Genomic DNA, 23,811 nt, shown 5'->3' with positions numbered 1-23,811 from the left:
ATCCCCCGTGTTCACAATGTCTTCTGCGGCATTGGCGTCCGTCATGCTCACGCGCGCCCCTCCGCCTTGCGTTCGGAGGCCTCCTCGCGCAGCTCGGCGTGTTCGGCCTGCTCGGTCTCCTGTTCGATCTCCATGGCGGTGGGACTGCCGTCCTTCGGGTCGATCTTGCCCATGTCCTCGTCCCATTCGTCCTGCACGACGCGGCGGATCTCCGCGAACGTGGGCAGCGGGAAGTCGGGCTGGTAGAGGCGGCGGACCTCGGCGACGCGCTCGGTCACGCGGATGAGCGTGTCGGTCATGCCGTCCACGTCGCCTTCGCGTTCGAGCGTGGAGAACCGCGCGATGTAGCTTTCCATGAGGGTCATGTGCTCGCGCACCGCGTGCAGCTGCGCATCGTCCAGGTCGGCCACGTCCGGCGCGTGCTCGTCGGGCCAGCCGATGAGCACGGCGTCCGCATATTCGAGCGAGGCGCGCTGGGACGCGGAGGCGATGCCGTCCTCGATCTGCACGAGGAACACGTAACGCACGATGCTGAGGCGTTCGGCGGCGATCTTGAGCCCGCAGCGCGGGTCGTCCAGGTCGAGGTCGTCGCGCAGTTCGGTGATCGGCACGCTCATGCCGTCGTTCGCAGTCTTCTCGTCGGTCGTCTCGTTCATGTCGCTCATGCGCGCACCTGCCCCCTGCCGTATCCGATCCATTTCGTGGTGGTCATCTCCCTCAGGCCCATCGGCCCGCGCGCGTGCATCTTCTGCGTGGAGATGCCGAGTTCGGCGCCGAAGCCGAACACGCCGCCGTCGGTGAACCGCGTGGACGCGTTGACCATGACGACGGCCGAGTCGATGCGCGCGGTGAACTCTTCGACGGCCGTGTAGTCCTCGGCGACGATCGCCTCGGTGTGGCCGGTGGAGTGCGCGTTGATGTGGTCGACGGCCTCGTCGAGCGAGTCGACGACGCGCACGCCCATCTCGAGCGCGAGGTATTCGGTGTCCCAGTCCTCGGCGGTGGCGTGCGTGAGCAACCCGTCCGCCGCGGCCTGCGGCGCGGTTGCGTCGATGATCGCGTAGGCGCGTTCGTCCGCGTGGAGCGTCACGCCCGCGTCGAGCAGCGCGGCGGCCGCCACGGGAAGGAACGTCGCGGCGACGCGCTCGTGCACAAGCAGCTTCTCGGCAGCGTTGCACACGCCGACGCGCTGCGTCTTCGCGTTGATGATGATGGGGATCGCCTTGGCCGGGTCGCCGGAGGCGTCCATGTAGATGTGCACGTTGCCGGCGCCCGTCTCGATGACCGGCACCTTCGAGTTCTCGACGACGGCGCGGATGAGGCCCTTGCCTCCGCGCGGCACGAGCAGGTCGATGTGGCCGCGCGCCTCCATCATCGCGGTCGCGCCGTCGCGTCCGAAATCGTCGACGGTGGCGACGAGCGACGGGTCGAAGCCTTCCGCGCGCAACGCGTCGCCGATCACGGCGAGCGTGGCGGCGTTCGTGCGTTCGGCCGCGTGACCGCCTCGCAGGATCGCCGCGTTGCCGGATTTGAGGCACAGGGACGCGACGTCGACGGTGACGTTCGGACGCGCCTCGTAGATCATGCCGATGACGCCGATCGGCACGCGCGTCTGGGTCAGTCGCATGCCGTTGGGCAGATTATAGCCGCGCACGATCTCGCCGACCGGATCGGGCAGGGAGGCGACGTGGCGCACGCCGCCGGCGGCGGCCTTGACACGCGGGGCGTCGAAGAGCAGGCGGTCGAGCTTGCCGGCGTCCATGCCGGCCTCGCGCGACGCGGCCATGTCGGCGGCGTTGGCCGTCTCAATCTCGCCGGCGCGGGCGTCGAGCGCGTCGGCGATGGCGTGCAGCAGACGGTTCTTGGCGTCCGTGTCCGCGCGCGCGAGCGCCCGCTGCGCGCGTGCGGCGGCGTCGGCGCGGGCGCACACGGCATCGAAGACGGCTCCCGCGACCGCGGTTTCCTCGTTGTTCGTCATAACCACCCACCTTACCGCAACACGTGCGCAAAGTCCGGAATACGAAAAGGCTCCCGCCGTCCGGGAGCCATCGCCGAAACCGACCGGAACGGCATCGGCTCCCGCCGGCGGGAGCTGTCGGCGAAGCTGACTGAGGGTGGTCGACGGGCCGCCGACCACCCTCGATCATGTCCGATCAGTGGATCTGGTCGAGATCCGGGTAGAGCGGGAAGTCCTCGACGAGCTTGTCGACGCGGGCCTTGAGGCTTTCGACGTCGGCGGACGGGCCGGCGGCGAGCGCGGTGCCGATGATGTCGGCGACCTCCTCGTACTCCTTCGGTCCGAAGCCGCGGGTGGCGAGCGCGCTGGCGCCGATCCTGAGGCCGGAGGCGACGGAGGCGGGGCGCGGGTCGAACGGCACGGTGTTGCGGTTGATGGTGATGCCGCACTGGGCGAGCAGATCCTCGCCCTGCTTGCCGTCCATTTCGCTGTTGCGCAGGTCGACCATCACGAGGTGCACGTCGGTGCCGCCAGTGAGCACGCTGATGCCGTTGGCCTTGACGTCGTCGGCGAGGAGGCGCTCGGCGATGATCTTCGCGCCTTCGAGCGTGCGCTCCATGCGGTTCCTGAACTCCGGGGTGCCGGCGACCTTGAAGCTGACGGCCTTGCCGGCGACCACGTGCATGAGCGGGCCGCCCTGCTGACCGGGGAACACGGAGGAGTTGAGCTTCTTGGCGTACTCCTGCTTGGCGAGGATGAAGCCGGAACGCGGGCCGCCGAGCGTCTTGTGGGCGGTGGAGGAGACGACGTCCGCGTACGGGACGGGGCTCGGATGCAGGCCGGCGGCGACGAGGCCGGCGAAGTGGGCCATGTCGACCCAGAACTTGGCACCGACCTCGTCGGCGATCTCCTTGATGGCCTTGAAGTCCTCGATGCGCGGGTAGGCGGACCAGCCGCCGATGATCATGGCCGGGTGGGTTTCGAGGGCGCGCTGGCGGATGATCTCCGGGTCGATGCGGAAGGTCTCCGGGTTCACGCCGTAGGCTTCGGCGTGGTAGAACTTGCCGGAGAAGTTGATCTTCATGCCGTGGGTGAGGTGGCCGCCGTGGTCGAGGGCGAGGCCGAGCACGGTGTCGCCGGGCTTGACGAGCGCCTGGTAGACGGCGGCGTTGGCCTGGGCGCCGGAGTGGGGCTGGACGTTCACGTATTCGGCGCCGAACAGCTTCTTGGCGCGTTCACGGGCGATGGTCTCGATCTGGTCGACGAATTCGCAGCCGCCGTAGTAGCGGCGTCCCGGGTAGCCTTCGGCGTACTTGTTGGTGAGCACGGAGCCCTGGCACTGCAGCACGGCGCGCGGCACGAAGTTCTCGGAGGCGATCATCTCGAGGCCGCCCTGCTGGCGGCGGAGTTCGGAGTCAAGCAGCTCGGCGATCTCCGGATCGGCGGCGCTGATGGGCGCGTTGAATGCGTCGGTGGCCTTCTGTGCGAGGGGTGAAGCGGTCATGTGTGCTCCTTAAACGGTGTGGGTAACGACTGGTTTGCCGTTCGGGCGACGAGTGTACGGTCCGTTTGTGGCGAACCTGTTTCCGTCGTATGACGAATCTCACCCTGTGGAACGCCTCCCCGCGATCCCCATCCCCGCCCGCCTACCCGCCCGCCTATGCTCATGGTGCGGCAAACCCCTCATGGTGCGGTCGCCGGAAACGGCGTGATTCCGCCGTTGTGTGGATTGTGTGTGACCGCACCATGGGAGATTCGCCGCACCATGGGAGGGTCGCCGGTAGACTGGTGGGTGGTTTATCGTCCCCGTTTCGCATATGAAGGATCCGCCGTGGCCACCACATTCCATTCCACCCGTTCCACCACCGACTCGCTGACCGCCAAGCAGGCGATCCGCAAGGGCATCGCCGACGACGGCGGCCTGTTCGTCTCCGACCAGCTGGGTTCCACGAAGGTCGAGATCGGCGATCTGGCCGGCAAGTCCTATCAGGAGATCGCGCGCCGCGTGCTGGGCGCGCTGCTGCCCGACTTCACGGCCGAGGAGCTGGGCGCGTGCATCGACGCCGCCTACGGCGAGCAGTGGTCGGATGACCGCATCACGCCGTTGAAACCGCTCGGCGACGACTTCATCCTCGAACTGTTCAACGGCCCGACCTCCGCGTTCAAGGACGTGGCCCTGCAGATCCTGCCGCGGTTCATGGCGCGCACCACGCCGGCCGGCGGCGACACGGACGAAAAGATCATGATTCTCACCGCCACCTCCGGCGACACGGGCAAGGCGGCGCTGGCCGGCTTCGCCGACGCCCCGGGCACCGCGATCACCGTCTTCTACCCGGAGGGCAAGGTGAGCCAGGTGCAGGAGCTGCAGATGACCACGCAGACCGGCTCGAACGTGAACGTGGCCGCCGTGGAGGGCAACTTCGACGACGCGCAGTCCGCGGTCAAGCGCATCTTCGGCGACAAGGAGCTCGCCGCGAAGCTCGCCGGCGACTCGCACGTGGTGCTCTCCTCCGCGAACTCGATCAACGTGGGCCGTCTCGTGCCGCAGGTCGTCTACTACTTCTCCGCGTACGCGCAGCTGCTCGAGCAGCAGGTCATCAACGTGGGCGACGAGGTCGAGTTCGTCGTGCCGACCGGCAACTTCGGCGACATCCTCGCCGGCTACTACGCGAAGCTGCTCGGTCTGCCCGTCAAGCATCTCGTGGTCGCCTCCGACAAGAACAACGTGCTGTTCGACTTCCTCACCACCGGCACGTACAACCGTCAGCGTCCGTTCTTCCAGACGATCAGCCCGTCGATGGACATCCTCATCTCCTCGAACCTGGAGCGCATGCTCTACTACCTGTCCGATGGCGACACGCGCCTGATCGCCATGCTGATGAACGACCTCAAGAACTGGGGCACATACGAGATCCCGGAGCCGCTGCTCGCCAAGATCCGCCAACTGTTCGGCTGCGGATGGGCCGACGAGGACCAGGTGCGCGAGATGATCGCCGACTGCTGGGAGAAGAACCGTTACGTCATCGACCCGCACACCGCATGCGCGTACTTCGTCGCGCAACAGATGCCGCATGACCCGCTGACCCCGCGCGTGATCCTCGCGACCGCGAGCCCGTACAAGTTCCCGCGCGTCGTGAACGAGTCCCTCGGCTTCGACGCGAACGGCACCGATTTCGAGTGCATGGACGTGCTCGCGCATGAGACCGGCACGACCGCCCCGGCCGCGTTGCGAGGCCTCGAGACCGCCGACGTGCGTTTCGACACGGTCGTCCCGATCGACGGCATGGAGTCCTTCGTCGAACAGGCCGCCAAGGCGCTGTGATCGCGTTTCGCGATCCCCCTCGGTAAGGAAATCCCCTTCAGCCCGTACCGGCGGCTGAGGGGGATTCTCTTACGGATTCTCTTACAGCAGGGCGAACACGACCGGCATGCCGATGATGACAACAAGCAGCGCGGCGATTCCCGCCCACGCTCCCGGACGCGCGAAGTTGCAGGTCCAGCCGATGCCGAAGCGTTTCGGCACGATCACGGCCGGATCGTCGCGGTTCCAGTAGATCACGCCGCCGATCCAGTATCGGTCGTCATCGCGGGGCATCGTCCCGCCGCCATCGCCGTCCCCGGCCGCATCACCGTCGTCCTCATCGAACACGCGCGAGCCGTTCTGTCCGTACCGCACGCCCATGCCGATGGCGCCGACGACCGCGACCACGGCGACGAGCGCCAGCAGCACGCCGACCGTTCCCGCGCCGACCACTCCGATGAGCGAGAGCTGGAAGCCAAGTCCCATCGCCGCGGCGACGAGCAGGCCGACGACGACCAGATACACGCTCCACGCCCGCGCGTACACACCGTAGGCATAGGCGCTGGATGCGGGCCGTTCCGGGTCCACCGGCCGCCGGGAACGCAACAGCACCGCATGGCAGACGACCATCACCGTGGCCATGACCAATTGCACAAGCACCGGATACCAGATCACGGCCGGCGACTTCACCGCCCATGAATCCACATGTCCGGCGAGATCCATGTGCATGGGCACGCAATCAGGCATGCGGTCGTAGCCGAGCACACCGACGAGGGTCGTGACGGCGAGCGCCACGGCCTGCAACGACTCCCAGCCGAATCCGAGCGGTTCGGGCGCGGCGGTTTCGGCGACGGCGGCGGCACGCAGGTCGCCGTCCGCCACCCATCCGCGTTCCCGTTTGACCGTCATGACCTTGCGGCGGCACGCCTGCTGCGCGACGACGGCGAGGACGGCGACGAGTACGGTCGCCATGCCGGCGGCCCACAATGCACCGGTCGCGCCGGCGAGAAGCCAGGCCGCAAACGAACAGACGACGCATGCCGCGTCGGCCCCGACGACGGCCCGCAGGTATCCGGTTTTCAGCGTGCGGATGCGCTGGTCGCGGTGCGCGACGGGAGGCACGGTCACGCCGAAGACCTCACGCCGATCGGTCAGCCACGGCGTGAGCACCATGGGGACGGCGACGAGCGATGGGAGGAAGAGGACCGTCAGCAGCAGGGCGACGGTCGCGATGGTCGCGTTCATGGTGATTCTCCTTCATCCCGTCATTCGCCGTATATGCGGGCGAGTTGCGTGCGTACGAGGTCGAGGAACGCCGCGGCGTCTCCCCCGCCCGCCTTGTGTTCGAGTATGAGCCGGTGGAGTTCGCCTTCGATGCGCGCGTCGCCGGGCGCGTCCGCGGCTCCGGCGCCTCGTTCGGCGACGACGGCGCCGGAGCCGCGTCGCATCGTGATGTAGCCGTCGTCGCGCAGGAGCGCGTACGCCTTGTTGACCGTGTGCAGGTTGACGCCGAGGTCGACGGCGAGCGCGCGCACGGACGGCAGACGGTCGCCGGGCGCGAGTTCGTCGTTCGCGATGCCGGCGATGACGCCGCGTCGCAGCTGTTCGTAGATCGGCACGTCGCTGCGGGCGTCGATGTCGATGATCATCGACGGGTCCCTTTCTTTCAAATCGTTCTATCTGTTCCATATCAACTATAACACTTGCGGCGATTGTGGCGCTGCGTGAATGAAATGTGGCAAAACGGCGGCCGACAGCGCCACCTGCGACACGGACATAACAAACATAGCAATCTTACTGCTACGATGGTTGTTATGTAGGAACGGCGAAGGAGTCATCATGTGGTCGGAAGAAGAGATTGACGCGCTGCTCGAACCGCTGCGTCATGCCGACAGCGACAATCAGAGCGTTGAGGTCAAGGAGGCCGTCGGAGGATTGCCGACTTCGTTGCCCGAAACCGTCTCGGCGTTCTCCAATGGAAACGGCGGCACCATCGTCCTCGGCGTTTCCGAACGCCATGGGTTCTCTCCCATCGATGGATTCGACGCCAAATCGATCGCGGACGCGATGGCGCAGATGTGCCGGGAGAAGCTGATGCCACCGGTCCGCCCGGTCATCGAAATCGCGGAGTACCACGGCTCACAGGTGGTCATCTCGGTCATCGACGAGACCGACCCGCTGGACAAGCCTTGCTATGTGCGCAACAGGGGCCGCTACAGCGGCTCGTTCATCCGCGTGTGGGATGGCGACAGGAAGCTCAGTCAGTATGAGATCGACCGTCTGCTGGAGAACCGCGCACAGCCCACATACGACAGGGAAATCGTCGGCGAGGCGACGGTCGACGATCTGGATTCGAATACGGTTCAAGGCATCCTGCACCTATGCCGAAGACAGCGGCCGCGCATCTTTGGAACGATTCCGGACGATGACGCCCTGCATATGCTGGGAGTCACGGGAATCGACGGCGACGGCGGCACCCACCCCACGCTCGCGGGGCTGCTCGCCGCCGGAAAATACCCGCAGCAGTTCCTCCCCCGTCTGAACATCACATTCACCCGGTATCAGGGGTACAGCAAGGTGTTCGCCGGCGGGGTGAAGTACATCGACAACCGGACCTTCGACGGCCCGATTCCCGAAATCCTCGAGGAGACGCTGCTCGCGACCCGCAGGAACATGCGCATCGGCGGCGTGTTGGACGGCCCCCTGCGCAAGGACACCTTCGAGTATCCCGAAGAGGCCATACGCGAGGCGGTGGTCAACGCCGTCATGCACCGCGATTATTCGCCGATGGCCCGTGGCGGCCAGATCCAGGTCAACATGTATGCGGACCGGCTGGAGATACTCAGCCCCGGCGGACTGTACGGCGCCGTGACCACGGACACCATCGGCATGCCCGGCGCCACGTCCACCAGAAACCAGACGTTGGCCAAGCTGCTGGAGCTCACGCCGTTCCATGGCGGGACCGTCGCGGAGAACCGGGGCACGGGATTCGAGCTCATCACGGCCACCCTCACGGAGAACGGCAACGGCGCGCCCGAGATCGCCGACACCTTGACGGCGTTCCGCATGACCTTCCGATCGGCCGACACCGCCAGGCTGCCGGACAGCCGCAGGGATCGACGCTACGCCGCGCAGGGCGAACAGGCAGACGTCGACTACAGCGCCTCCGTGGGATTGGACCATGGCAAGGTGCCGAAACCCACGCATCCGAAGATCGTGCCGTTCCCCCATGGCGGCATCGACGTGCAGGACATCACCGACCGGGAGCTGTACGACCAGACCATCAAGGGCACGCCATGGCTGGAGGAACCATATGCCCGATACATGGGCATCGAACGGAAACCCATGGACGGCGATGAAGCCATGCCGGCGACATCTCCCGCCATCGGAGCCGATGCACCCGACGGCGGCACCGGCTCCGGCACGATGCCGCCCCATGCGGATGCCGGGTACTCGCCGTTGGAGGAGGCGCTGCTGACGCTCATCGGCGAACACGGCACCATGGCGACACCGCAACTGGTGGAGGCGACCGGCGCCCCGCGTTCGACCGTCACATACCAACTGCGCAAACTGCTGCGCTCGGGGGCCATCGAACGCACCCAACCGGCCCGCAGCCCCAAACAGGAGTACCGTCTCAAGGCCGCCTAGGCAAGCGGCACGACGACCCATGTGAATTACCGGTTAACTCCGTCGCGCCGCCGCACGCATCATGCCTACAATGGCGAGACGAAGGGAGCAATCATGCCTGACAACAACGCTGTTACGCTGCGCAAGACCGAACCGTCCGATTATCCGCTGTTCGCACGGTGGTGGAACAACCCGTCCGTCGCCGACGGCTGCCGGAAGACCCTGGACGAGACAACCGACGACGAGGCGGAACGCCTGTTTCACGAATGGAGCGACGTCGATGACGACACCCGTTTCGGGCGGACGGTGCTCGACCCGTTCGGCAACCCCATCGGATTCGTCTCCGCCTGGGACGGCGGGGAACCGGACCGTGATCCCACGATGTCGGTGCTCATCGGCCCGTACTATCAGGATCGCGGCTTCGGCAACCAGGCCATGAAGCTCGGCATCACGCTGGCCGCCGAACAGCTCAAGGCGAAGAAGATCACCGTCAAGGTGTGGTCGTTCAACCTGCGCGCCCGCCACATGGTCGAATCCCTCGGGTTCGTCGAGGTCGACCGTCACGAAGGCGTCGTGGAGCGCGGCGGGCGCACGTTCGGCGAAGTGGTCTACCAGGCGCCGATCGCGCGCCTCACCGGCCGCATCACCGCCGAGGCCGCCGAGCGTGAGGAGGGCGAGAAGCTCGAGGCGCAGCGTTTCGCCGCCGAACGCCCCTCCGACCTCATGCCGGTGCGCTGAAGCCGAACCGGAACGAGTCCTTTAGCGGCGACGGGATTTGACCGGCGTCAGTCGCCGGCGTGAGTGGGAGTCACGGCCACCACGCACCGACTCCCGCTCACGCCGCGCTTGGGCGGCGGCACGAGACTTGGCGGCGCTCTCCTCCTCGAGGGAGGGCAGACCGGCGGCGGCACGACGGCCGTTCTCGCGTCGGTGGCCCCGCTCGTCCTTGCGTTCCGCGGCGATGGAGCCGGGAGCGGGGAACCAATGCAGCTGGACCAGCGTCTGGGCGAGGTTCCACAGATTGTTCGTCATCCAATAGAGCAGCACGCCGAACGGCAACGCCACGCCCGAGACCACGTAGATGGCCGGGAAGACGAATACCGTCATCCTCTGCATGCGGAACTGCGGAGAATTCATCGTATCCTTCGGCGTATTGCGGTGGATGAGCATCCATTGCATCGCGAACAACGACACACACATGACCGCGACGACCATGCCGATGACGGCGCGAGGCCCCACGGATTCGGCCGTACCGAATGTTTCGGACAGACGCACGCCGAACACCGATGACGATTCGACGCTGCCGGCAAGCACACGATCCATGGCACCGAGTGGCTCGGCCTTGCCCGACGCGATGGAGGGCAGCGACTGCAGCACGTAGTACAGGGAGCATAGGATCGGCGCCTGGATCATCGCGGGCATGCATGAGCCGAGCGGTTCGGCGCCATGCTCACGCTGCAACGCCATGAGCTCGCGTTGCAATGCCTCACGGGAACGTTGATCCCTACGTGCCGCGTATCTGCGCCTGATGCGCTGCATTTGCGGCTGGATGGCCTGCATCGCCCGCATGCCGCGCAGCTGACGGACGAACAGCGGGATCAGACATACGCGGATGACGACGACCAGGCACATGACGGACAGGCACCATGCGGGATCGGGACCGTCCGGCAGTCCGGCGGCGACGAACACGGCATGGATGAGGGTGAGTAGTTGGGCGATGACCCATTCGATGGGTCGGAACAGGGGCATGAGGGCATTCATGATGCTAAACGCTTTCCGGATAACGGTCCGGGTCCTGCATGGACCGGGACCGGCACGATGACGAATCTGAATATGAGAGGAACCGGCCGTGACCATGTCACGGCGTACATGAGCAAACAGAAGAGGAAAATTCAGATTCGCGGTTCGGGAAGCGTGTAACGGGCCCAACGCGGCACCCATTGCGGGCGCGCCCACGAGCGCACCTTGTCGCACAACACCGCATCGAAGCGGAAATCACGCGGCAACGGCTTGCGGCCGGCGCAGGACGCGCAGAGGGCGAGCGCATGTACGGCGACGCCTACGACCGTCGCAATCACGATGACGGCGCAGGATGCGGCCAACGCGACGACGGCGAGCGCCGTACCGGACGTGTCGGACGCGAACCCGCCGGCCATGCCGATGGACAGCGTCACGACGGTCAATGTAAGCAGGACGGCGAACGACGCCGGTCGGACGACGAGACCTCCACGTGAGAACAATGCAAGCCGTGTCGCGGCGACATGCCGCGTGACCTCCTGCACCAGCACGGCGGGAATGACGACGGGCGCGAGCATCACGAGGAGCATGGCATATCCCAGCCATGTGCCCAATCTGATGCCATCCATGCCGTCGCCAACCCCCGACCGTATATCACGTATATCGTTCGTCGTATGTTGCGGCCAGTATACGCCCTACAGGTCGCGGGGCGCGTCGTGGAAGTCGAAGAGGACGCCATCGGCCTCGTCGCAGATCGTGGCCCAGTCCGCGTCGGACGAGTCGTCGTGCATGGCCCAGACGCGCATGCCCGCGGATCTCGCGGAACGCACGGCGACGAGCAGGTCCTCGAACACCGTGCAGTCGCACGGTTCCACGCCGAGACGGGCGGCGGCGAGCAGGTAGACGTCCGGACGGTCCTTGCCCACGTCGTTCGCGTCGTCGACGGAGACGATGGCGTCGAACAGGTCGAACATGCCCACGTGCCGCAACGCCGGTTCCCTGAGGTGCGGCGGCAGGGATGTGGCGACGGCGAGCCGCACGCCGCGCGCCTTCAGGTCACGCAGATAGTCGAGCGCGCCCGGTTTCGCCTCGACGGTGGTCGCGTAGGCGACGCGCGCCATCTCGTCCCATTCGTCCATCAGCGCCTCGGGCGTGTCCTTGAGACCGAACCGCGCGATCGTGTATTCGGCGATCTGTCTGAACTGCATCGGCGCGACCTTGGCCATGTAGTCGTCGGGCACGGCGATGCCCCGCTTGGCGAGGAAGTCGATGTCGACCTGGTCCCACACGCCCATCGAGTCGAGGAGCGTGCCGTCGAGGTCGAAGATGGCGGCCTTGCGTGATGTCATGTCTGTCTCTCCCTCAGTCAGCTTACGGTTGCCGACTCCCCCGTCTCAGGGAGCCGGCACGGCTTCCACCCTCAGTCGGTTTCACCGACAGCTCCCGCCAGCGGGAGCCTGGATGAGGCGAGCAGTTCGCGGGCGTGGTCGAGGGAGGCCTCCGACTCGCTGCCGGAGAGCATGCGCGCGACCTCGTGGACGCGCGCCGCGTCCTTCACCTCGGCCACGGTGGTGACGACGCCGAGATCGTCGTCGTCCGCGTCCGGCGGCTCCTTGGTGACGACGAACTGCGAGTCGGCCCAGCTGGCCACCTGCGCCAGGTGCGTGACGACGATGACCTGCGAGCTGCGGGCGAGACGCGCGAGACGCCTGCCGAGTTCGACCGCCGCCTTGCCGCCGACGCCCGCGTCGACCTCGTCGAAGATGAACGTCATGTCGGACGGCGCGGCACCATGCTCCCCCACTGCCGCTTCCCCCGCGTGCATGTCCGCGGCGGACAGTTCGAGGGCGAGCATGAGGCGGCTCAGTTCGCCGCCGGACGCGCTTTTGCCCATCGGCAGCTGCGGCGAGCCCTCATAGGGGGTGAACAGGAACGCGATGTCGTCGCCGCCGTTCGCGTCGAGCGCGTCGGCTCCTTCACGCGGCGCGACGCGGATCTCCAGCGAGGCGCCGTCCATGGCGAGCGAGGAGAGCTCCTCGGTGACGCGCGCGGCGAGCCGGCCGGCCGCCGCAGCGCGCGCCTCGTGCAGACGCGCGGCGGCCTTCGCGGCGGTCTCGTGCAGCCGGTCGCGTTCGGCCTCCAGCTCGGCGAGCTTCTCGGGTGATGCGTCCAGATCCTCGATGTCGAACGCGGCCTTGTCGCGCCATGCGATCACGTCCTCGATGCCCGGCCCCCAGCGGCGCGTCAATTCGTCCAAGTCGTGGATGCGCGCGTTCAGCGTGTCGAGGTCGGCCTCGCCGACGTCCTCGCCGAGATGCCCGGACAGGGTGAAGACGATGTCCGCGAGGTCGGCGTTCACCGATTCGAGCCGGTCGGCGAGCTCGTCGAACCCGCCGTCCGACACGTGGATGGCGCGCAGCGCCTGCGCCGCCTCGAGAATCCGGTCGGAGGCGCCGGCCGCCTCGGCCGGCGAGTCGGCGAGTTCCAGCTGCGACGGGTCGAGCGCGGCGAGCGCGTGGGACACGCCTTCGGCGATGTCCGCCGCGTTTTCGATGCGGTCGCGTTTCGCCTTCAGCTCCTCCAGTTCGCCCGGATGCGGGTCGACCGCGTTGATGCGGTCCACCGATTCGCGCAGGTAGTCGGCTTGCGCGCGTGCGGAGGACTCCTGCGAGCGCAGGCGTTCGAGACGGGCGTCCATGTCGGCCAGTTCGCGCCATGCCGCATGGTAGGCGGCGAGTTCGCGCCCGTCGTCGGCGGCGTGGTCGAGGAAGTCGCGTTGGCGGGCGGCGGATGCGATCCGCAGCTGTTCGGCCTGCCCGTGGATGGTGACGAGTTCGCCGGCCACGGCGGCGAGCACGGAACGCGGCACGGTCTTGCCTCCGAGCACGGCGCGCGAGCGTCCGGTGGCGCGCACGGTGCGTGCGAGGAACAGTTCGCCGTCCTCGGGTTCGACGCCGGCGCGGCGTGCGATGGCGAGCACGCCGCCGGCGAGCGCCTCGTCGTCGTCCGCGTCGTCGCCGACCGTCTCGTCCGCCGCGTCGGCGGCGTGGGTCTCGTCATCCGTCCCGTCGACGGCAAAGATGCCCTGCGCCCAGGCTTCGGACGCGCCGACGGAGATGCGTTTCGCGTTGGCGGGTCCGCCGGAGATGAGCGACAGGGCGCTCAGCAGCATCGATTTGCCGGCACCGGTCTCGCCGGTGATGGCGGTCATGCCGCAGGCGGGGGTGATGACGGCGGACCTGATCGGGCCTAGGTCGCGCAGGGAAAGTTCCTCGAGCATCAGCGGCGCGCCTCCCCGTCGCCGTCATGGCGGTAGTCGGAGTGGTCCGCATACGTGGAACGGAAGTCGGCGGCGACGCCGTGCTGTCCGTGGTTCGCGCCGCCGGCGCCGCCGTGCGCGGCCTGTTCGCGCCATCCGACGACGGGCAGGTCGAATTTGGTGACGAGACGCTCGGTGAACGGCGCGCCGGAGAGGCGCGCGAGACGCAGCGTGCCGTGCGAGGCGCGCACGTCGACGCGCGTGCCCTTCGGTAGGGCGCGCTGGCGGCGGCCGTCGCAGCAGATCCATCCGCCGGACATCGAATCGTCGAGTATGGTGATCGTGAACGTGGAGTCGGCGCCGATGACGAGCGGACGCGCGAACAGGGCGTGCGCGGCGAGCGGCACCAGCTGGAGCGCCTTCACGTTCGGCCACATGATCGGGCCGCCCGCGGAGAACGCGTAGGCGGTGGACCCGGTGGGCGTGGACACGATGACGCCGTCCGCGCCGAACGAGCTCATCTCCACATCGTCGACGCTGATGGACAGTTCGACCATCTTGCCACGGTCGGCGCGTTCCAGCGTGATGTCGTTCAACGCCCAGTTCTCGATGGGCGTCGACGCGCCCGGCAGCCACACGTCCACGTGGGCGATCATGCGCTCGTCGATCGAATAGTCGCGGGTGGCGATGCGTCGGATCGCCTCGTCCATCTGGAAGCTTTCGAATTCGGCGAGAAACCCGACGTGCCCCATGTTCACGCCGAGGATCGGCGTGCTCGTGCAGCGGACGAGTTCGGCGGCGCGCAGGATCGTGCCGTCGCCGCCGAGCACGACGACGATCTCCGTGTCGTCGCCGACGACGGGCGGCTGCACGTCGAATGCGGGAGGTTCGAGATTGTCGATGATGGAGACGTCGAATCCGGCGTCGTGCAGCCTGCCCACCACGTCGGACACGACGGTGCCGCTCTGCCTGAGCCGCGTGTGGGTCACCACCACCGCATGACGAACACCGGTCATCGACTCCCCCTTGGATGGACGGAACAGTACAACTGCCACCCATCCTAACCGAATCGAACGGATGTTGGAAACCCCGTTCCCGAACCCCGGCGCGTGCGGTTTCTCGACATGCACGCCTACAATGGCCTCACATACGCCGGCGCACGCCGGGAGCACCATGAGAAAGACAGCACGGACGGACAAGGAGGGGCGAGGGTACATGGCGGATCCCGTCTTCGACCAATCCTCCTCCAACCGGGAGGCCTCCCGCGGCTACGCGTGGTGGTTCTCCGGCAACACGTTCGCGCAGGCGGCGGACGGGGACGGGCGCCCGCCGCGTCAGCGCACAATCATCCAGCACTTGGTCTCGCACCCCGGACGCCTGACCATCATGTACTTCATCGTGCTGGTCATCGCGGCGACGACCATGCTGCTCATCCCGCCGTCCACGCCGAAGGGCGAGAAGACCACGTTCTCGACGGCGATGTTCACCGCCGTCTCCGCGCTGTCCACATGCGGCATCTCGATCGTCAACTCGACCACGCATTGGACGACGTTCGGACAGGCCGTGCTGCTCGTCTCCGTGCAGTTGGGCGGCATCGGCGTGATGACGTTCGCCTCGCTGATCACGCTCGCCATCAACCATCACATGAAGTCGACGCAGCGCCTGCTCACGGCGAGCGAGCTGGGCACGTCGAAGCTCAGCGAGATCCGCGGCGTCCTCACCGTCGTCATCGGCACGACGATGTTCATCGAGACCGTGACGTTCATCGCCCTGTTCCCCGGCCTGCTCAAGGTCAACGAGGGCGACTGGCGCAAATCCCTGTGGGAGTCGCTGTTCTTCGCGGTCATGTCGTACAACAACGCGGGCTTCACGCCGGACACGGCCGGCCTGCACGTCAACAGCTGGGGCGTGGGCCTGCCGATCATGTTCTCCGCTTTCCTCGGCACGCTCGGCTTCCCCGTGATCCTCAACCTGCTCAAATGCGCGCGCGGGCACGTGCCGCCGAAACGCTGGAGCCTGCACACGAAGATCACGCTCTCCGTCACGTTCATCATCGTCGTCATGTCGCTCACCTGGTTCCTGCTCGTCGAATGGGACAATCCGTTCCTGTTCAGGGATGCGGACTTCAACACGCGCATGCGCTACGCGATGGTCGCCGCCGTCATGCCGCGCAGCTCCGGATTCGACCTGTCGTGGGTGCCGCAGGTGAGCGAACCGACGAAGGTGTTCATGAGCGTGATCATGTTCATCGGCGGCGGCAGCACGTCCACGGCCGGCGGCATCCGCGTGACCACGTTCGCGGTGATCCTGCTCATCTGCAAGGCCTCGTTCACCGGCCACAAGGACATCAACACGTTCCACCACCGCATCCCCACGAACGTGGCGATGACGGCAGTGAGCATCACCAGCACCTGCCTGCTGCTCGTGCTCGTCTCCTCCCTGTCGCTCATGCTCGTCTCCGGTTCGTCGCTGACGAACTCACTGTTCGACTCCTGTTCGGCGTTCGGCCTCGGCGGGTACACGGTGGGCGTGGCGCGCGAGGACAATCCGGCCGCGTTGGCGATTCTCGCGGCGACGATGGTCGTGGGCCGTCTCGGACCAATGACCATCGCGTATTCGATCAGCCGCCCCCGTTCGCTGGAGGCGGTGCGCTACCCGACCGAGCCGATCGTGGTCGGCTGAACCCCGCAACGTTTCACGACATTTCACGACATACGGAAAGGACTGCAAGGCAATGGCGAAATCAGGCAAGAGCGTGCTGGTCGTGGGATTGGGCCGTTTCGGCAGCGCCGTGGCCATGACCCTCGACGCGATGGGCCAGGACGTGCTCGCCGTCGACAGGGATCCGGATCTGGTGGCCCGCTGGTCCGCGCACGTGCCGGTCGTCCAGGCGGACATGACCGACGTGCTCGCCATCGAGCAGATCGACGCCTCCCAGTTCGATACGGCGGTCGTCGCCATCGGCGACAGCGTCGAGGCGTCGGTCATCACGACCGGCAACCTGCTGGACGCGGGCGTGACCGACCTGTGGGCGAAGTCGGTGTCCGTGCAGCATGCGCGCATCCTGCAGCGCATCGGCGCGCGTCACATCATCAACGCGGAGACGGACGCGGGCAAGCGCGTAGGACATCTGGTGAGCGGCAACTATCTGGACTACATCGAGATCGAGGGCGCGCACACGGTCGTGAAGATCCACACGCCCTCGCACGCGGTGGGCCATTCCATCGAGGACGCGCAGGTGCATGAGCGTTACGGCATCACCGTGGTCGGCATCAAATCGCCGGGCAAGGAGTTCCAGTATGGTTCGAAGGAGCTCATCATGCACCGCAACGACGAGCTGGTCATCATGGGCAAGGAGGACCAGATCGACCGCTTCATCCACGCCGGCAACCGCTGATCGTTCTCTTTGCGCCCTTCCTCAGGCGCGCGCGTAGAGGAGGTATTCGGCGTTGCCGTGGGTGCCTTCGATGGGGCTCGGGGCGGTGGCGACGACCTTCAGGCCGTGTTCGCGCGCGCATGCGGTCACGTCGTCCAACGCCTTGACGCGTAATGATTCGTCGATGACGACGCCGTGGCGGTCGAGTCCCGCCCGCCCCACTTCGAACTGGGGTTTGACGAGCAGCACGATGTGCGCTCCGGGCGCGGCGATGCGCGCGATCACGGGGATCACGTAGGTCAGGGAGATGAAGGAGACGTCGGAGACGATCATCGCCGGAGCGTACGGCAAGCTGTCGGCCGTGACGTCGCGGACGTTGACGCCGCTCATCTCGATGACGTGTTCGTCTCCGGCGACGCGCGGGTCGAGCTGGCCGTGGCCGACGTCGAGCGCGATGACCCGGCGTGCGCCGCGGCGCAGCAGCACCTGCGTGAACCCGCCGGTGGACGCGCCGATGTCGAGGCAGTCGAAGCCCACCGGTTCGGGCAGTCCGTGCGCGGCGAACGCGTCGAACGCACCGACGAGCTTGTAGGCGCCGCGCGAGACGTAGTCGTCGCCCTTGTCGACGACGATGCGCGTGTGCGCGGCATCGCCGATCGCATACGCGGGTTTGGTCACGACCTTCCCGTTGACGGTGACATGCCCGCCTTTGATGAGCCGCTGCGCCTTGGAACGCGAGTCGACCCCTCCCCCGGCGACGAGCCACAGGTCGAGACGGTCGGGCATGTCGATCGGCTCGTCATCGGCCTCGTATGAGGCGATGCCGTCGTTCGTCATTCTCGTTCCCTCCTTCTCATGACTGGTGCGCCGGTATCGTGGATCAGTCGCCGATCGCGTCGAGTTCGCGCTTCAGCTCGTCGAGCAGGCCGCGCAGCGCGGCGATGCGCCCGTCGTCGTCCATCTGGTCGAAGCCGGGCAGCACGTCGGCGATGTCGCCGGTGGGCGGCGTGGCCGTGGCGTCGTGCGTGATGCCGTTCATAGTGCCGTTCACGGTGCGGTCGTCGCTCACAGCGTGAACTCCGGCAGCGTGATCGCGGTCATGTCGACGCCGGCATCGGCGGCCTGCCATGCGGCGCAGATCGCGGCGCGCAGCGCGTCCACGCTCGTCGCGTCGGAGACGACGAACGTGCCGGCGGCCGCGTCCAGCACGGCCTCGGCGCCGCCGCACGTCCAGCGTCCGTCGCCGTGGTCGCGCGGTTCGGGCATGGTCTCGCCGAGCGCGCGCAGGTCCGGCGCCACATAGGTGGGACGCAGGTGCGCGGGCGCGAGCATCAGCTCATGCGGGTTCGTGACGCCGGTCAGTACGGCGAGTGAGTCGTAGCCGCCCCGGTTGCCCGCCTCGATGTCAGTGTCGAGTCGGTCGCCGATGGCGATGGACTCGTCCTTCGGGACGAGCGACTGGCCGCCGGACGCGTTGAGTTCGCGCGCCTCGTCGTACATGTACGATTCGGGCTTGCCCGCGGAGGCGACCGGTTCGACGCCGGTGGCGGCGATGACCGCGCGGATCATCGAGCCGCAGCCGGGCGCGATGCCGAGTTCGCGCGGGATGGTCAGGTCGCGGTTGGTCACGAAGTACGTGGCGCCGGCCTCGACGGCGAACGCGGCGTTCGCCATCATCTGCCAGGTCATCTCCGGGAACCAGCCCTGGATGACGGCCGCGGGTTTGACGGTCGGATCGTCGGTGACGACGAGTCCGGCGCGCGTGACCTCCTCGCGCAGATGCTCCGCGCCGACGACGAGCACGGTGGAACCGGCGGGCACGGCCTTGGCGACCATGCGGGCGGCCACCACCGAGGAGGTGATGACCTGCCAGGGTTCGACGTCGAGGTCGAAGCCCTTCAGCTGGTCGGCGACGACGTGCTGGAAACGCGACGAGTTGTTCGTCGTGTATTCGATGGTCATGCCGGCGGCCTCGGCGGCGCGGATGGACGCCGCGGCGTGCTCCACCGGGTTCTTGCCCCGGTAGACCACGCCGTCGAGGTCGAGCAGCGCGAGCTTGTAGGCTTCGGCGATCGGGGCCGTGGTGCCTTTGAGGAATCGCGTCATGCGTCCGCTCACGCCTCGGTCGTCTCGGATTCGTCGGAGGCGGATTCATCGGAAACCTGTTCCGGCTCGTCGTCGGATTCGGCGCCTTCGACGGCCTCTTCGGCCGGGGCCTGCGTCTCGTCGGTGTCGGCGGTTTCGCCGTCGACGGACTCCTCGGAATCCTCCTGGGTCTCCTCCTCGGCGTGGGCTTCGGACTCGGACTCGCCTTCGGCGGTCTCGGCCCCGTCCTCGGATTCGGCTTCGGACTCCTCGTCGCTCTCCTCGGTCTCGTCCTCGGGCGCGTACTGGGCGTCGTCCTCGGAGATGCCGAGCTCGGCGAGCACGTCCGGATCGTCGAGGTGCTCGAGATCGTGGTCGATGATCACGTCATCGCTCTCCTCGTCCTCGTCGAAGTCGGCGTACTGGTTCTCCAGCTTCTCGATGACCTGGTCGAGCGCGATGGCTTCGTCGGAACGGCCGGCCTCCTCGAGGAACAGCTGCTCGGCCTGCAGGGCGCGCATGCGGTAGCTGCCGGCCAGACCCTTGGAACGGCCGAGCGTGTGCACGATCTCGATGGCCTTGTCCCAATGCTCCAAATCACCGAGCGCGCCGGCGTACACGAGGAACATCTCGGCCTTGGACTCGCCCTTCAGGTACTTGGCGTCGTCGGAGACGGCCATCTCGATGGCCTTCTTCGGGTTGCCGAGACCACGCTCGCAGTCGGCCATGAACGGCAGGTAGTCGAGGTAGCCGTTCATGCGGTACGCGGTGCGGAACTCCTTGAGCGCGAGCTTGTAGTCGCCCTTGCGGTAGGCGACGAACGCGAGCGTCTCACGCGCGAAGTCGATGCGGGAGGCCTGCTTGGCGACCCACTGGGCGTGCTCGAGCGCGGCCTGCGGATCGTCGTCGAGCAGCGTGTACGCGGCGAGGATGTGCAGGCCGATGTTCTCGGCGTGCTCCTTGGACAGGCCGCGCAGACGCTCCTTCTCGTCCTTGGAGAGCATGCCCCACACCATGCCCTTCGGCATGCGGGGCTCGTTCGGACGACGATCGGTGTACGGGTTCTGCGAGGGGAAGCTCACCGCGCCTTCGCCGTTGCGGCGAGGGCCGTTCTCACGACGATCGTCGAAGCGACGGGAGTCGTCGCGCTGGTAGCGCGGGTTGCCGCCGCGATCGCCGCGATCGTCACGACGCTCGTCACGACGGAAATCGCGATCGCCGTCACGACGGAAACCGCGGCGGTCATCGCGGCGATCGTCACGATGGAAGTCGCGACGGTCGTCCCTGTGGAAGTCCTTGCGGAAGCCCTGACGCTCGCCGTCACGACGGTCGTCACGACGGAAGTCGCGATCGCCGTCACGACGGAAATCACGATCGCCGTCACGATGGAAGTCCTTGCGGAAACCACCCTTGCCGCCGCGACGGTCGTCACGGTGGAAGTCACGGCGGTCATCGCGACGGAAGCCGCCGTTGCCGCGACGCTCGCCGTCACGGCGGAAGTCGCGGTCACCGCCCTGACGCGGGCCCTTGTGGAAATCACGACGCTCGCCGTCGCCGTCACGACGGAAATCACGATCGCCGTCACGATGGAAGTCCTTGCGGAAACCACCGCGACGGTCGTCGTCACGGCGGAACCCGCCGCGCTCGCCGTCCTTGCGGAAACCGCCCTTATGGAAACCGCCGGACTTGCCGTAGCCGCGACGCTCGCCGTCACGACGGAAATCACGGTCGCCGCCCTGACGCGGACCCTTGCGGAAGCCGCCGCGCTCGCCGTCACCGTCACGGCGGAAATCGCGATCGCCGTCACGATGGAAGTCCTTACGGAAACCGTCCTTGTGGAAGTCCTTGCGGTAGCCGCCGCGGCGCTCGCCGTCACGGCCCTCGCCGTCGCGGCGGAACCCGCCGCGCTCGCCGTCCTTGCGGAAACCGCCCTTATGGAAACCGCCCTTGCCGCGCGGCTTGAAGCCGTTGCCGCCGCGGGAGCCGGGACGACCGGAACCGTGGCCGTAGCCGCCCTTGCGGCCGCCGAACGACTTGCCGGAACGCTCGTTGCCTTCTGCCATGTTGTGTATGCCTTTCTCTACTACGAAAGTCTTGTCTTATGCGCGTATGCGCGACCGGATGCGCCGGTTCAGCGCTTCTCGACGGCGCCGAGCGCCTTCTTGCCGCGGCGGATCAGCGCGAAACGACCCTGGAGGAAGTCGTCTTCGCCGAGCGTCGCCTCGTCGCTCTCCACGCGCGCGTTGTTGAGGTACACGCCACCGGACTTGATGGCGCGACGTGCCTCGGAAACGGTCTTGAACAGGCCGGCGGCCTGTGCGGCGTCGATCACGCGCACGCCCGCTTCGACGGACGGGAACACGTGCTCGCCGTTCTCGTCGACGACCTTGAAACCGTCGAGCACCGATTCGAGCGTCGCCTCGTCGATGTCGGCCAGATCGCCGCCGCGACCGAACAGGGCGGCGGAGGCGTCGATCGCGGCCTGCGTGGCGGCCTCGCCGTGCACGAAGCTGGTGACCTCCCAGGCGAGCGCCTTCTGCGCCTCGCGACGGCCCGGATTGGTCTTCGACTCCTCGACGAGGCGTTCGATCTCCGCCTTCGGCAGGAACGTGAACGCCTTCAGGAGGCTCTCCATCTCCACGTCCGGACGGTTGATCCAGAACTGGTAGAACTTGTACGGCGAGAGCATCGTCGGGTCGAGCCAGACGGCGTTGCCCTCGGACTTGCCGAACTTCTTGCCGTTGGCGTCGGTGATGATCGGGCTGGTGAACACGTTGACGTCCACGCCGCGCACCTTGTGGATGAGGTCGAGGCCGGAGGTGAGGTTGCCCCACTGGTCGGAGCCGCCGAGCTCGAGCGTGCAGTGGTATTCGTCGTACAGATGGAGGAAGTCGTTGCCCTGCAGCACCTGGTAGCTGAACTCGGTGAAGGAGATGCCCTCCTCCGAGTTGAGGCGGCGGGCGACCGTGTCCTTGGCGAGCATCGTGCCGAGACGGAAGTTCTTGCCGACGTCGCGCAGGAAGTCGATGACGCTCATCTGCGCGGTCCAGTCGTAGTTGGAGACGAAGCGCACCGGATTGTCGCCGTCGGTGACGAGGATGCCGCCAATCTGCTTCTTCAGACGCTCGGCCCAGCCGGCCACTACATCCTTCGGGTTGAGCGTGCGCTCGCCCGACTGGCGCGGATCGCCGATCAGGCCCGTGGCGCCGCCGACGAGGGCGATCGGGTGATGGCCCGCCGCCTGGAGGTGGCGCATGTTGATGAGCTGGACGAGGTTGCCGATGTGCAGGGAGGCGGCGGTCGGGTCGAAGCCGCAATAATAGGCGATCGGCTCCCCGTTCAACGCTTCTGCGAGTCGATCGCGGTCCGTGGACTGCGAGATCAACCCGCGCCATTCCAGCTCATCGAGCAGGGTGTCGAACCCCGCTTCTTTGAAGTCGATGACGTGAGCCATAACTGGTCGCTCTCCCTATCGAATTGTGGGTATTGTCTTGGATGCGCCCGGATTCCGAGCGCCTACCAGTCTCGCATGCCGCGGCGACAGTGCCGCGCGGCACGCGTGCGCTTCCGTCACCGGCCGCTGCGGCGCAGCTTCTCGAACGCCTCGCGCAGCTGCTGGAGGGATTCGTCGTTGCGCGTCGCCTTGAGGCGCGGGAAGGAGACGATCATACGGCGCTGCTGACGGTTGAACGCGCTCGCGGCGGCTTCACGGATGCGCAACATCAGCTCGGTGGACATCTCCCTGCCGGAATGCCAGGTTCCGCCGACCTTCTCGCCGATCGTCTCGCCCACCTTGCCGGGCACGCCGCCAAGACGCTCGTTCGCGCCGGCCGCGACGCCCGCGGCAAGTTCGGCGGCGCGGCCGGTCGCCTCGCCCATCGCGTCGCCGACCTTCTCGCGCATCTCGCCGAACGCGTCGCCGTACTTGGCGACGGCCGTCTGGAACTGTTCGAGGCTCTTCTCGAAGTCGACGATGCCGACCACGGTGACCACCGCGTCGACGGTGATGGCAACGAGGAACACGGCGCACATCACGTGAATCAGGACCAGCGGGATCATCGCCGTGACGCGCGCCACCTGCGGCTGAATGACGTCGACGATGGCGACGCCGCCGATGCCGAACACGATCGCGCCGAGCAGGCAGATGCGGCCGTTCAGGTTGAAGCGGAAATGCGAATAATCCCACCAACGGGCGTGGAACAGCTCCTCCATCGCCCAGGAGGTGAAGTATTCGAGGATGCACGCGCCCACCGAGGAGACGAGGAACACGACCGCCGGATTGCGTTCCCCGCCGAACACGACGACGGCGAGGACCGCGCCGGTGCCGTAGATCGGGCATAGCGGGCCGTTGAGGAAGCCGCGGTTGACAAAACGCCGCTGCTGCACGGAGACGAGGACGGACTCGTACACCCAGCCGCAGAAGCTGTAGAACAGGTACCACAGGAACAGGTATTCGAGGAAGAGCATCG

At 66.9% G+C, this 23,811-nt stretch carries 21 protein-coding genes; 5 read left to right on the top strand and 16 right to left on the bottom strand.

Annotated elements, in window-relative coordinates; genetic code table 11:
- Positions 1 to 47: 47 nt before the first annotated feature.
- The 3 genes from BSTEL_RS01690 to glyA all read right to left on the bottom strand — a co-directional run bounded on the left by BSTEL_RS01690 (position 48) and on the right by glyA (position 3,461).
- Positions 48 to 656: a phosphoribosylglycinamide synthetase gene (locus tag BSTEL_RS01690; RefSeq protein ID WP_156963124.1), complete on the bottom strand. Its 609-nt coding sequence runs from the start codon at positions 654 to 656 to the stop codon at positions 48 to 50.
- 5 nt (positions 657 to 661) lie between these two features.
- Positions 662 to 1,978, bottom strand: a complete 1,317-nt coding sequence (locus tag BSTEL_RS01685; protein WP_034526335.1) for a glutamate-5-semialdehyde dehydrogenase — start codon at positions 1,976 to 1,978, stop codon at positions 662 to 664.
- A gap of 175 nt (positions 1,979 to 2,153) precedes the next feature.
- A complete protein-coding gene (gene glyA / locus BSTEL_RS01680; RefSeq protein WP_034526334.1) occupies positions 2,154 to 3,461 on the bottom strand; it encodes a serine hydroxymethyltransferase in 1,308 nt (435 codons plus the stop codon).
- A gap of 327 nt (positions 3,462 to 3,788) precedes the next feature.
- Here glyA and thrC point away from each other — a divergent pair, with 327 nt between their 5' ends.
- Positions 3,789 to 5,279, top strand: a complete 1,491-nt coding sequence (gene thrC, locus BSTEL_RS01675; protein ID WP_034526332.1) for a threonine synthase — start codon at positions 3,789 to 3,791, stop codon at positions 5,277 to 5,279.
- Positions 5,280 to 5,360: 81 nt separating this feature from the next.
- Here the strand turns inward: thrC and BSTEL_RS01670 are convergent, their stop codons facing one another.
- Together BSTEL_RS01670 and BSTEL_RS01665 are read right to left on the bottom strand one after the other, a co-directional pair.
- A complete protein-coding gene (locus BSTEL_RS01670) occupies positions 5,361 to 6,503 on the bottom strand; it encodes a DUF1648 domain-containing protein (RefSeq protein ID WP_034526331.1) in 1,143 nt (380 codons plus the stop codon).
- 20 nt (positions 6,504 to 6,523) lie between these two features.
- Complete coding sequence (locus BSTEL_RS01665) at positions 6,524 to 6,907, bottom strand: GntR family transcriptional regulator (RefSeq protein WP_034526328.1); 384 nt, start codon at positions 6,905 to 6,907, stop codon at positions 6,524 to 6,526.
- Between the two features lie 190 nt (positions 6,908 to 7,097).
- Here BSTEL_RS01665 and BSTEL_RS01660 point away from each other — a divergent pair, with 190 nt between their 5' ends.
- Positions 7,098 to 8,906, top strand: a complete 1,809-nt coding sequence (locus tag BSTEL_RS01660; RefSeq protein ID WP_051922752.1) for an ATP-binding protein — start codon at positions 7,098 to 7,100, stop codon at positions 8,904 to 8,906.
- Positions 8,907 to 8,999: 93 nt separating this feature from the next.
- The gene (locus BSTEL_RS01655; protein WP_084686035.1) at positions 9,000 to 9,623 is read left to right on the top strand and encodes a GNAT family N-acetyltransferase; all 624 of its coding nucleotides are present in this window, start codon (positions 9,000 to 9,002) and stop codon (positions 9,621 to 9,623) included.
- Between the two features lie 21 nt (positions 9,624 to 9,644).
- Here BSTEL_RS01655 and yidC read toward each other — a convergent pair whose 3' ends face one another.
- The 5 genes from yidC to BSTEL_RS01630 form a co-directional block, all read right to left on the bottom strand.
- Entirely contained in the window at positions 9,645 to 10,634 is a 990-nt protein-coding gene (gene yidC, locus BSTEL_RS01650; RefSeq protein WP_051922751.1) for a membrane protein insertase YidC, read from the bottom strand.
- 143 nt (positions 10,635 to 10,777) lie between these two features.
- Positions 10,778 to 11,251, bottom strand: coding sequence for a hypothetical protein (locus tag BSTEL_RS01645; RefSeq protein WP_034526326.1), 474 nt, complete (start codon positions 11,249 to 11,251; stop codon positions 10,778 to 10,780).
- Positions 11,252 to 11,317: 66 nt separating this feature from the next.
- Positions 11,318 to 11,971: an HAD family hydrolase gene (locus BSTEL_RS01640; RefSeq protein WP_034526324.1), complete on the bottom strand. Its 654-nt coding sequence runs from the start codon at positions 11,969 to 11,971 to the stop codon at positions 11,318 to 11,320.
- 71 nt (positions 11,972 to 12,042) lie between these two features.
- The gene (locus BSTEL_RS01635; protein WP_034526323.1) at positions 12,043 to 13,902 is read right to left on the bottom strand and encodes a DNA repair protein RecN; all 1,860 of its coding nucleotides are present in this window, start codon (positions 13,900 to 13,902) and stop codon (positions 12,043 to 12,045) included.
- Positions 13,902 to 14,897 (bottom strand): NAD kinase, encoded by a 996-nt coding sequence (locus BSTEL_RS01630; RefSeq protein ID WP_034526321.1) that lies wholly within the window; start codon positions 14,895 to 14,897, stop codon positions 13,902 to 13,904. The genes BSTEL_RS01635 and BSTEL_RS01630 overlap by 1 nt, the downstream gene beginning before the upstream one ends.
- A gap of 199 nt (positions 14,898 to 15,096) precedes the next feature.
- Between BSTEL_RS01630 and BSTEL_RS01625 the strand changes: the two genes are divergently transcribed.
- Entirely contained in the window at positions 15,097 to 16,563 is a 1,467-nt protein-coding gene (locus BSTEL_RS01625; RefSeq protein ID WP_034526319.1) for a potassium transporter TrkG, read from the top strand.
- Positions 16,564 to 16,615: 52 nt separating this feature from the next.
- Positions 16,616 to 17,278 carry a potassium channel family protein gene (locus BSTEL_RS01620; protein ID WP_034526317.1) on the top strand — a complete coding sequence of 221 codons (663 nt, stop codon included), beginning with the start codon at positions 16,616 to 16,618 and terminating at the stop codon, positions 17,276 to 17,278.
- Positions 17,279 to 17,299: 21 nt separating this feature from the next.
- Here the strand turns inward: BSTEL_RS01620 and BSTEL_RS01615 are convergent, their stop codons facing one another.
- The 6 genes from BSTEL_RS01615 to BSTEL_RS01590 form a co-directional block, all read right to left on the bottom strand.
- Positions 17,300 to 18,094: a TlyA family RNA methyltransferase gene (locus BSTEL_RS01615; protein WP_238567598.1), complete on the bottom strand. Its 795-nt coding sequence runs from the start codon at positions 18,092 to 18,094 to the stop codon at positions 17,300 to 17,302.
- A gap of 43 nt (positions 18,095 to 18,137) precedes the next feature.
- A complete protein-coding gene (locus BSTEL_RS01610; protein ID WP_156963116.1) occupies positions 18,138 to 18,308 on the bottom strand; it encodes a hypothetical protein in 171 nt (56 codons plus the stop codon).
- A 14-nt stretch (positions 18,309 to 18,322) separates the two neighbouring features.
- Complete coding sequence (locus tag BSTEL_RS01605) at positions 18,323 to 19,363, bottom strand: HAD-IIA family hydrolase (protein ID WP_034526312.1); 1,041 nt, start codon at positions 19,361 to 19,363, stop codon at positions 18,323 to 18,325.
- An 8-nt stretch (positions 19,364 to 19,371) separates the two neighbouring features.
- On the bottom strand, positions 19,372 to 21,405 hold the full coding sequence (locus BSTEL_RS12470; protein ID WP_051922750.1) for a hypothetical protein: 2,034 nt from the start codon (positions 21,403 to 21,405) through the stop codon (positions 19,372 to 19,374).
- Positions 21,406 to 21,473: 68 nt separating this feature from the next.
- Complete coding sequence (tyrS, locus tag BSTEL_RS01595) at positions 21,474 to 22,796, bottom strand: tyrosine--tRNA ligase (RefSeq protein WP_034526311.1); 1,323 nt, start codon at positions 22,794 to 22,796, stop codon at positions 21,474 to 21,476.
- Between the two features lie 116 nt (positions 22,797 to 22,912).
- On the bottom strand, positions 22,913 to 23,809 hold the full coding sequence (locus tag BSTEL_RS01590) for a putative ABC transporter permease (protein ID WP_034526535.1): 897 nt from the start codon (positions 23,807 to 23,809) through the stop codon (positions 22,913 to 22,915).
- Positions 23,810 to 23,811 lie beyond the last annotated feature (2 nt).

It is taken from the genome of Bifidobacterium stellenboschense (genome assembly GCF_000741785.1).
Classification (GTDB): domain Bacteria; phylum Actinomycetota; class Actinomycetes; order Actinomycetales; family Bifidobacteriaceae; genus Bifidobacterium; species Bifidobacterium stellenboschense.
This window is presented reverse-complemented; position numbering and strand designations above follow the sequence as displayed.

Coding starts and splice junctions, on each gene's coding strand:
- BSTEL_RS01690 (WP_156963124.1), bottom strand. CDS start 656: ATGAACGAGACGACCGACGAGAAGACTGCGAACGACGGCATGAGCGTG.
- BSTEL_RS01685 (WP_034526335.1), bottom strand. CDS start 1,978: ATGACGAACAACGAGGAAACCGCGGTCGCGGGAGCCGTCTTCGATGCC.
- glyA (WP_034526334.1), bottom strand. CDS start 3,461: ATGACCGCTTCACCCCTCGCACAGAAGGCCACCGACGCATTCAACGCG.
- BSTEL_RS01670 (WP_034526331.1), bottom strand. CDS start 6,503: ATGAACGCGACCATCGCGACCGTCGCCCTGCTGCTGACGGTCCTCTTC.
- BSTEL_RS01665 (WP_034526328.1), bottom strand. CDS start 6,907: ATGATCATCGACATCGACGCCCGCAGCGACGTGCCGATCTACGAACAG.
- BSTEL_RS01660 (WP_051922752.1), top strand. CDS start 7,098: ATGTGGTCGGAAGAAGAGATTGACGCGCTGCTCGAACCGCTGCGTCAT.
- BSTEL_RS01655 (WP_084686035.1), top strand. CDS start 9,000: ATGCCTGACAACAACGCTGTTACGCTGCGCAAGACCGAACCGTCCGAT.
- yidC (WP_051922751.1), bottom strand. CDS start 10,634: ATGCCCCTGTTCCGACCCATCGAATGGGTCATCGCCCAACTACTCACC.
- BSTEL_RS01645 (WP_034526326.1), bottom strand. CDS start 11,251: ATGGATGGCATCAGATTGGGCACATGGCTGGGATATGCCATGCTCCTC.
- BSTEL_RS01640 (WP_034526324.1), bottom strand. CDS start 11,971: ATGACATCACGCAAGGCCGCCATCTTCGACCTCGACGGCACGCTCCTC.
- BSTEL_RS01635 (WP_034526323.1), bottom strand. CDS start 13,902: ATGCTCGAGGAACTTTCCCTGCGCGACCTAGGCCCGATCAGGTCCGCC.
- BSTEL_RS01630 (WP_034526321.1), bottom strand. CDS start 14,897: ATGACCGGTGTTCGTCATGCGGTGGTGGTGACCCACACGCGGCTCAGG.
- BSTEL_RS01625 (WP_034526319.1), top strand. CDS start 15,097: ATGGCGGATCCCGTCTTCGACCAATCCTCCTCCAACCGGGAGGCCTCC.
- BSTEL_RS01620 (WP_034526317.1), top strand. CDS start 16,616: ATGGCGAAATCAGGCAAGAGCGTGCTGGTCGTGGGATTGGGCCGTTTC.
- BSTEL_RS01615 (WP_238567598.1), bottom strand. CDS start 18,094: ATGACGAACGACGGCATCGCCTCATACGAGGCCGATGACGAGCCGATC.
- BSTEL_RS01605 (WP_034526312.1), bottom strand. CDS start 19,363: ATGACGCGATTCCTCAAAGGCACCACGGCCCCGATCGCCGAAGCCTAC.
- BSTEL_RS12470 (WP_051922750.1), bottom strand. CDS start 21,405: ATGGCAGAAGGCAACGAGCGTTCCGGCAAGTCGTTCGGCGGCCGCAAG.
- tyrS (WP_034526311.1), bottom strand. CDS start 22,796: ATGGCTCACGTCATCGACTTCAAAGAAGCGGGGTTCGACACCCTGCTC.
- BSTEL_RS01590 (WP_034526535.1), bottom strand. CDS start 23,809: ATGCTCTTCCTCGAATACCTGTTCCTGTGGTACCTGTTCTACAGCTTC.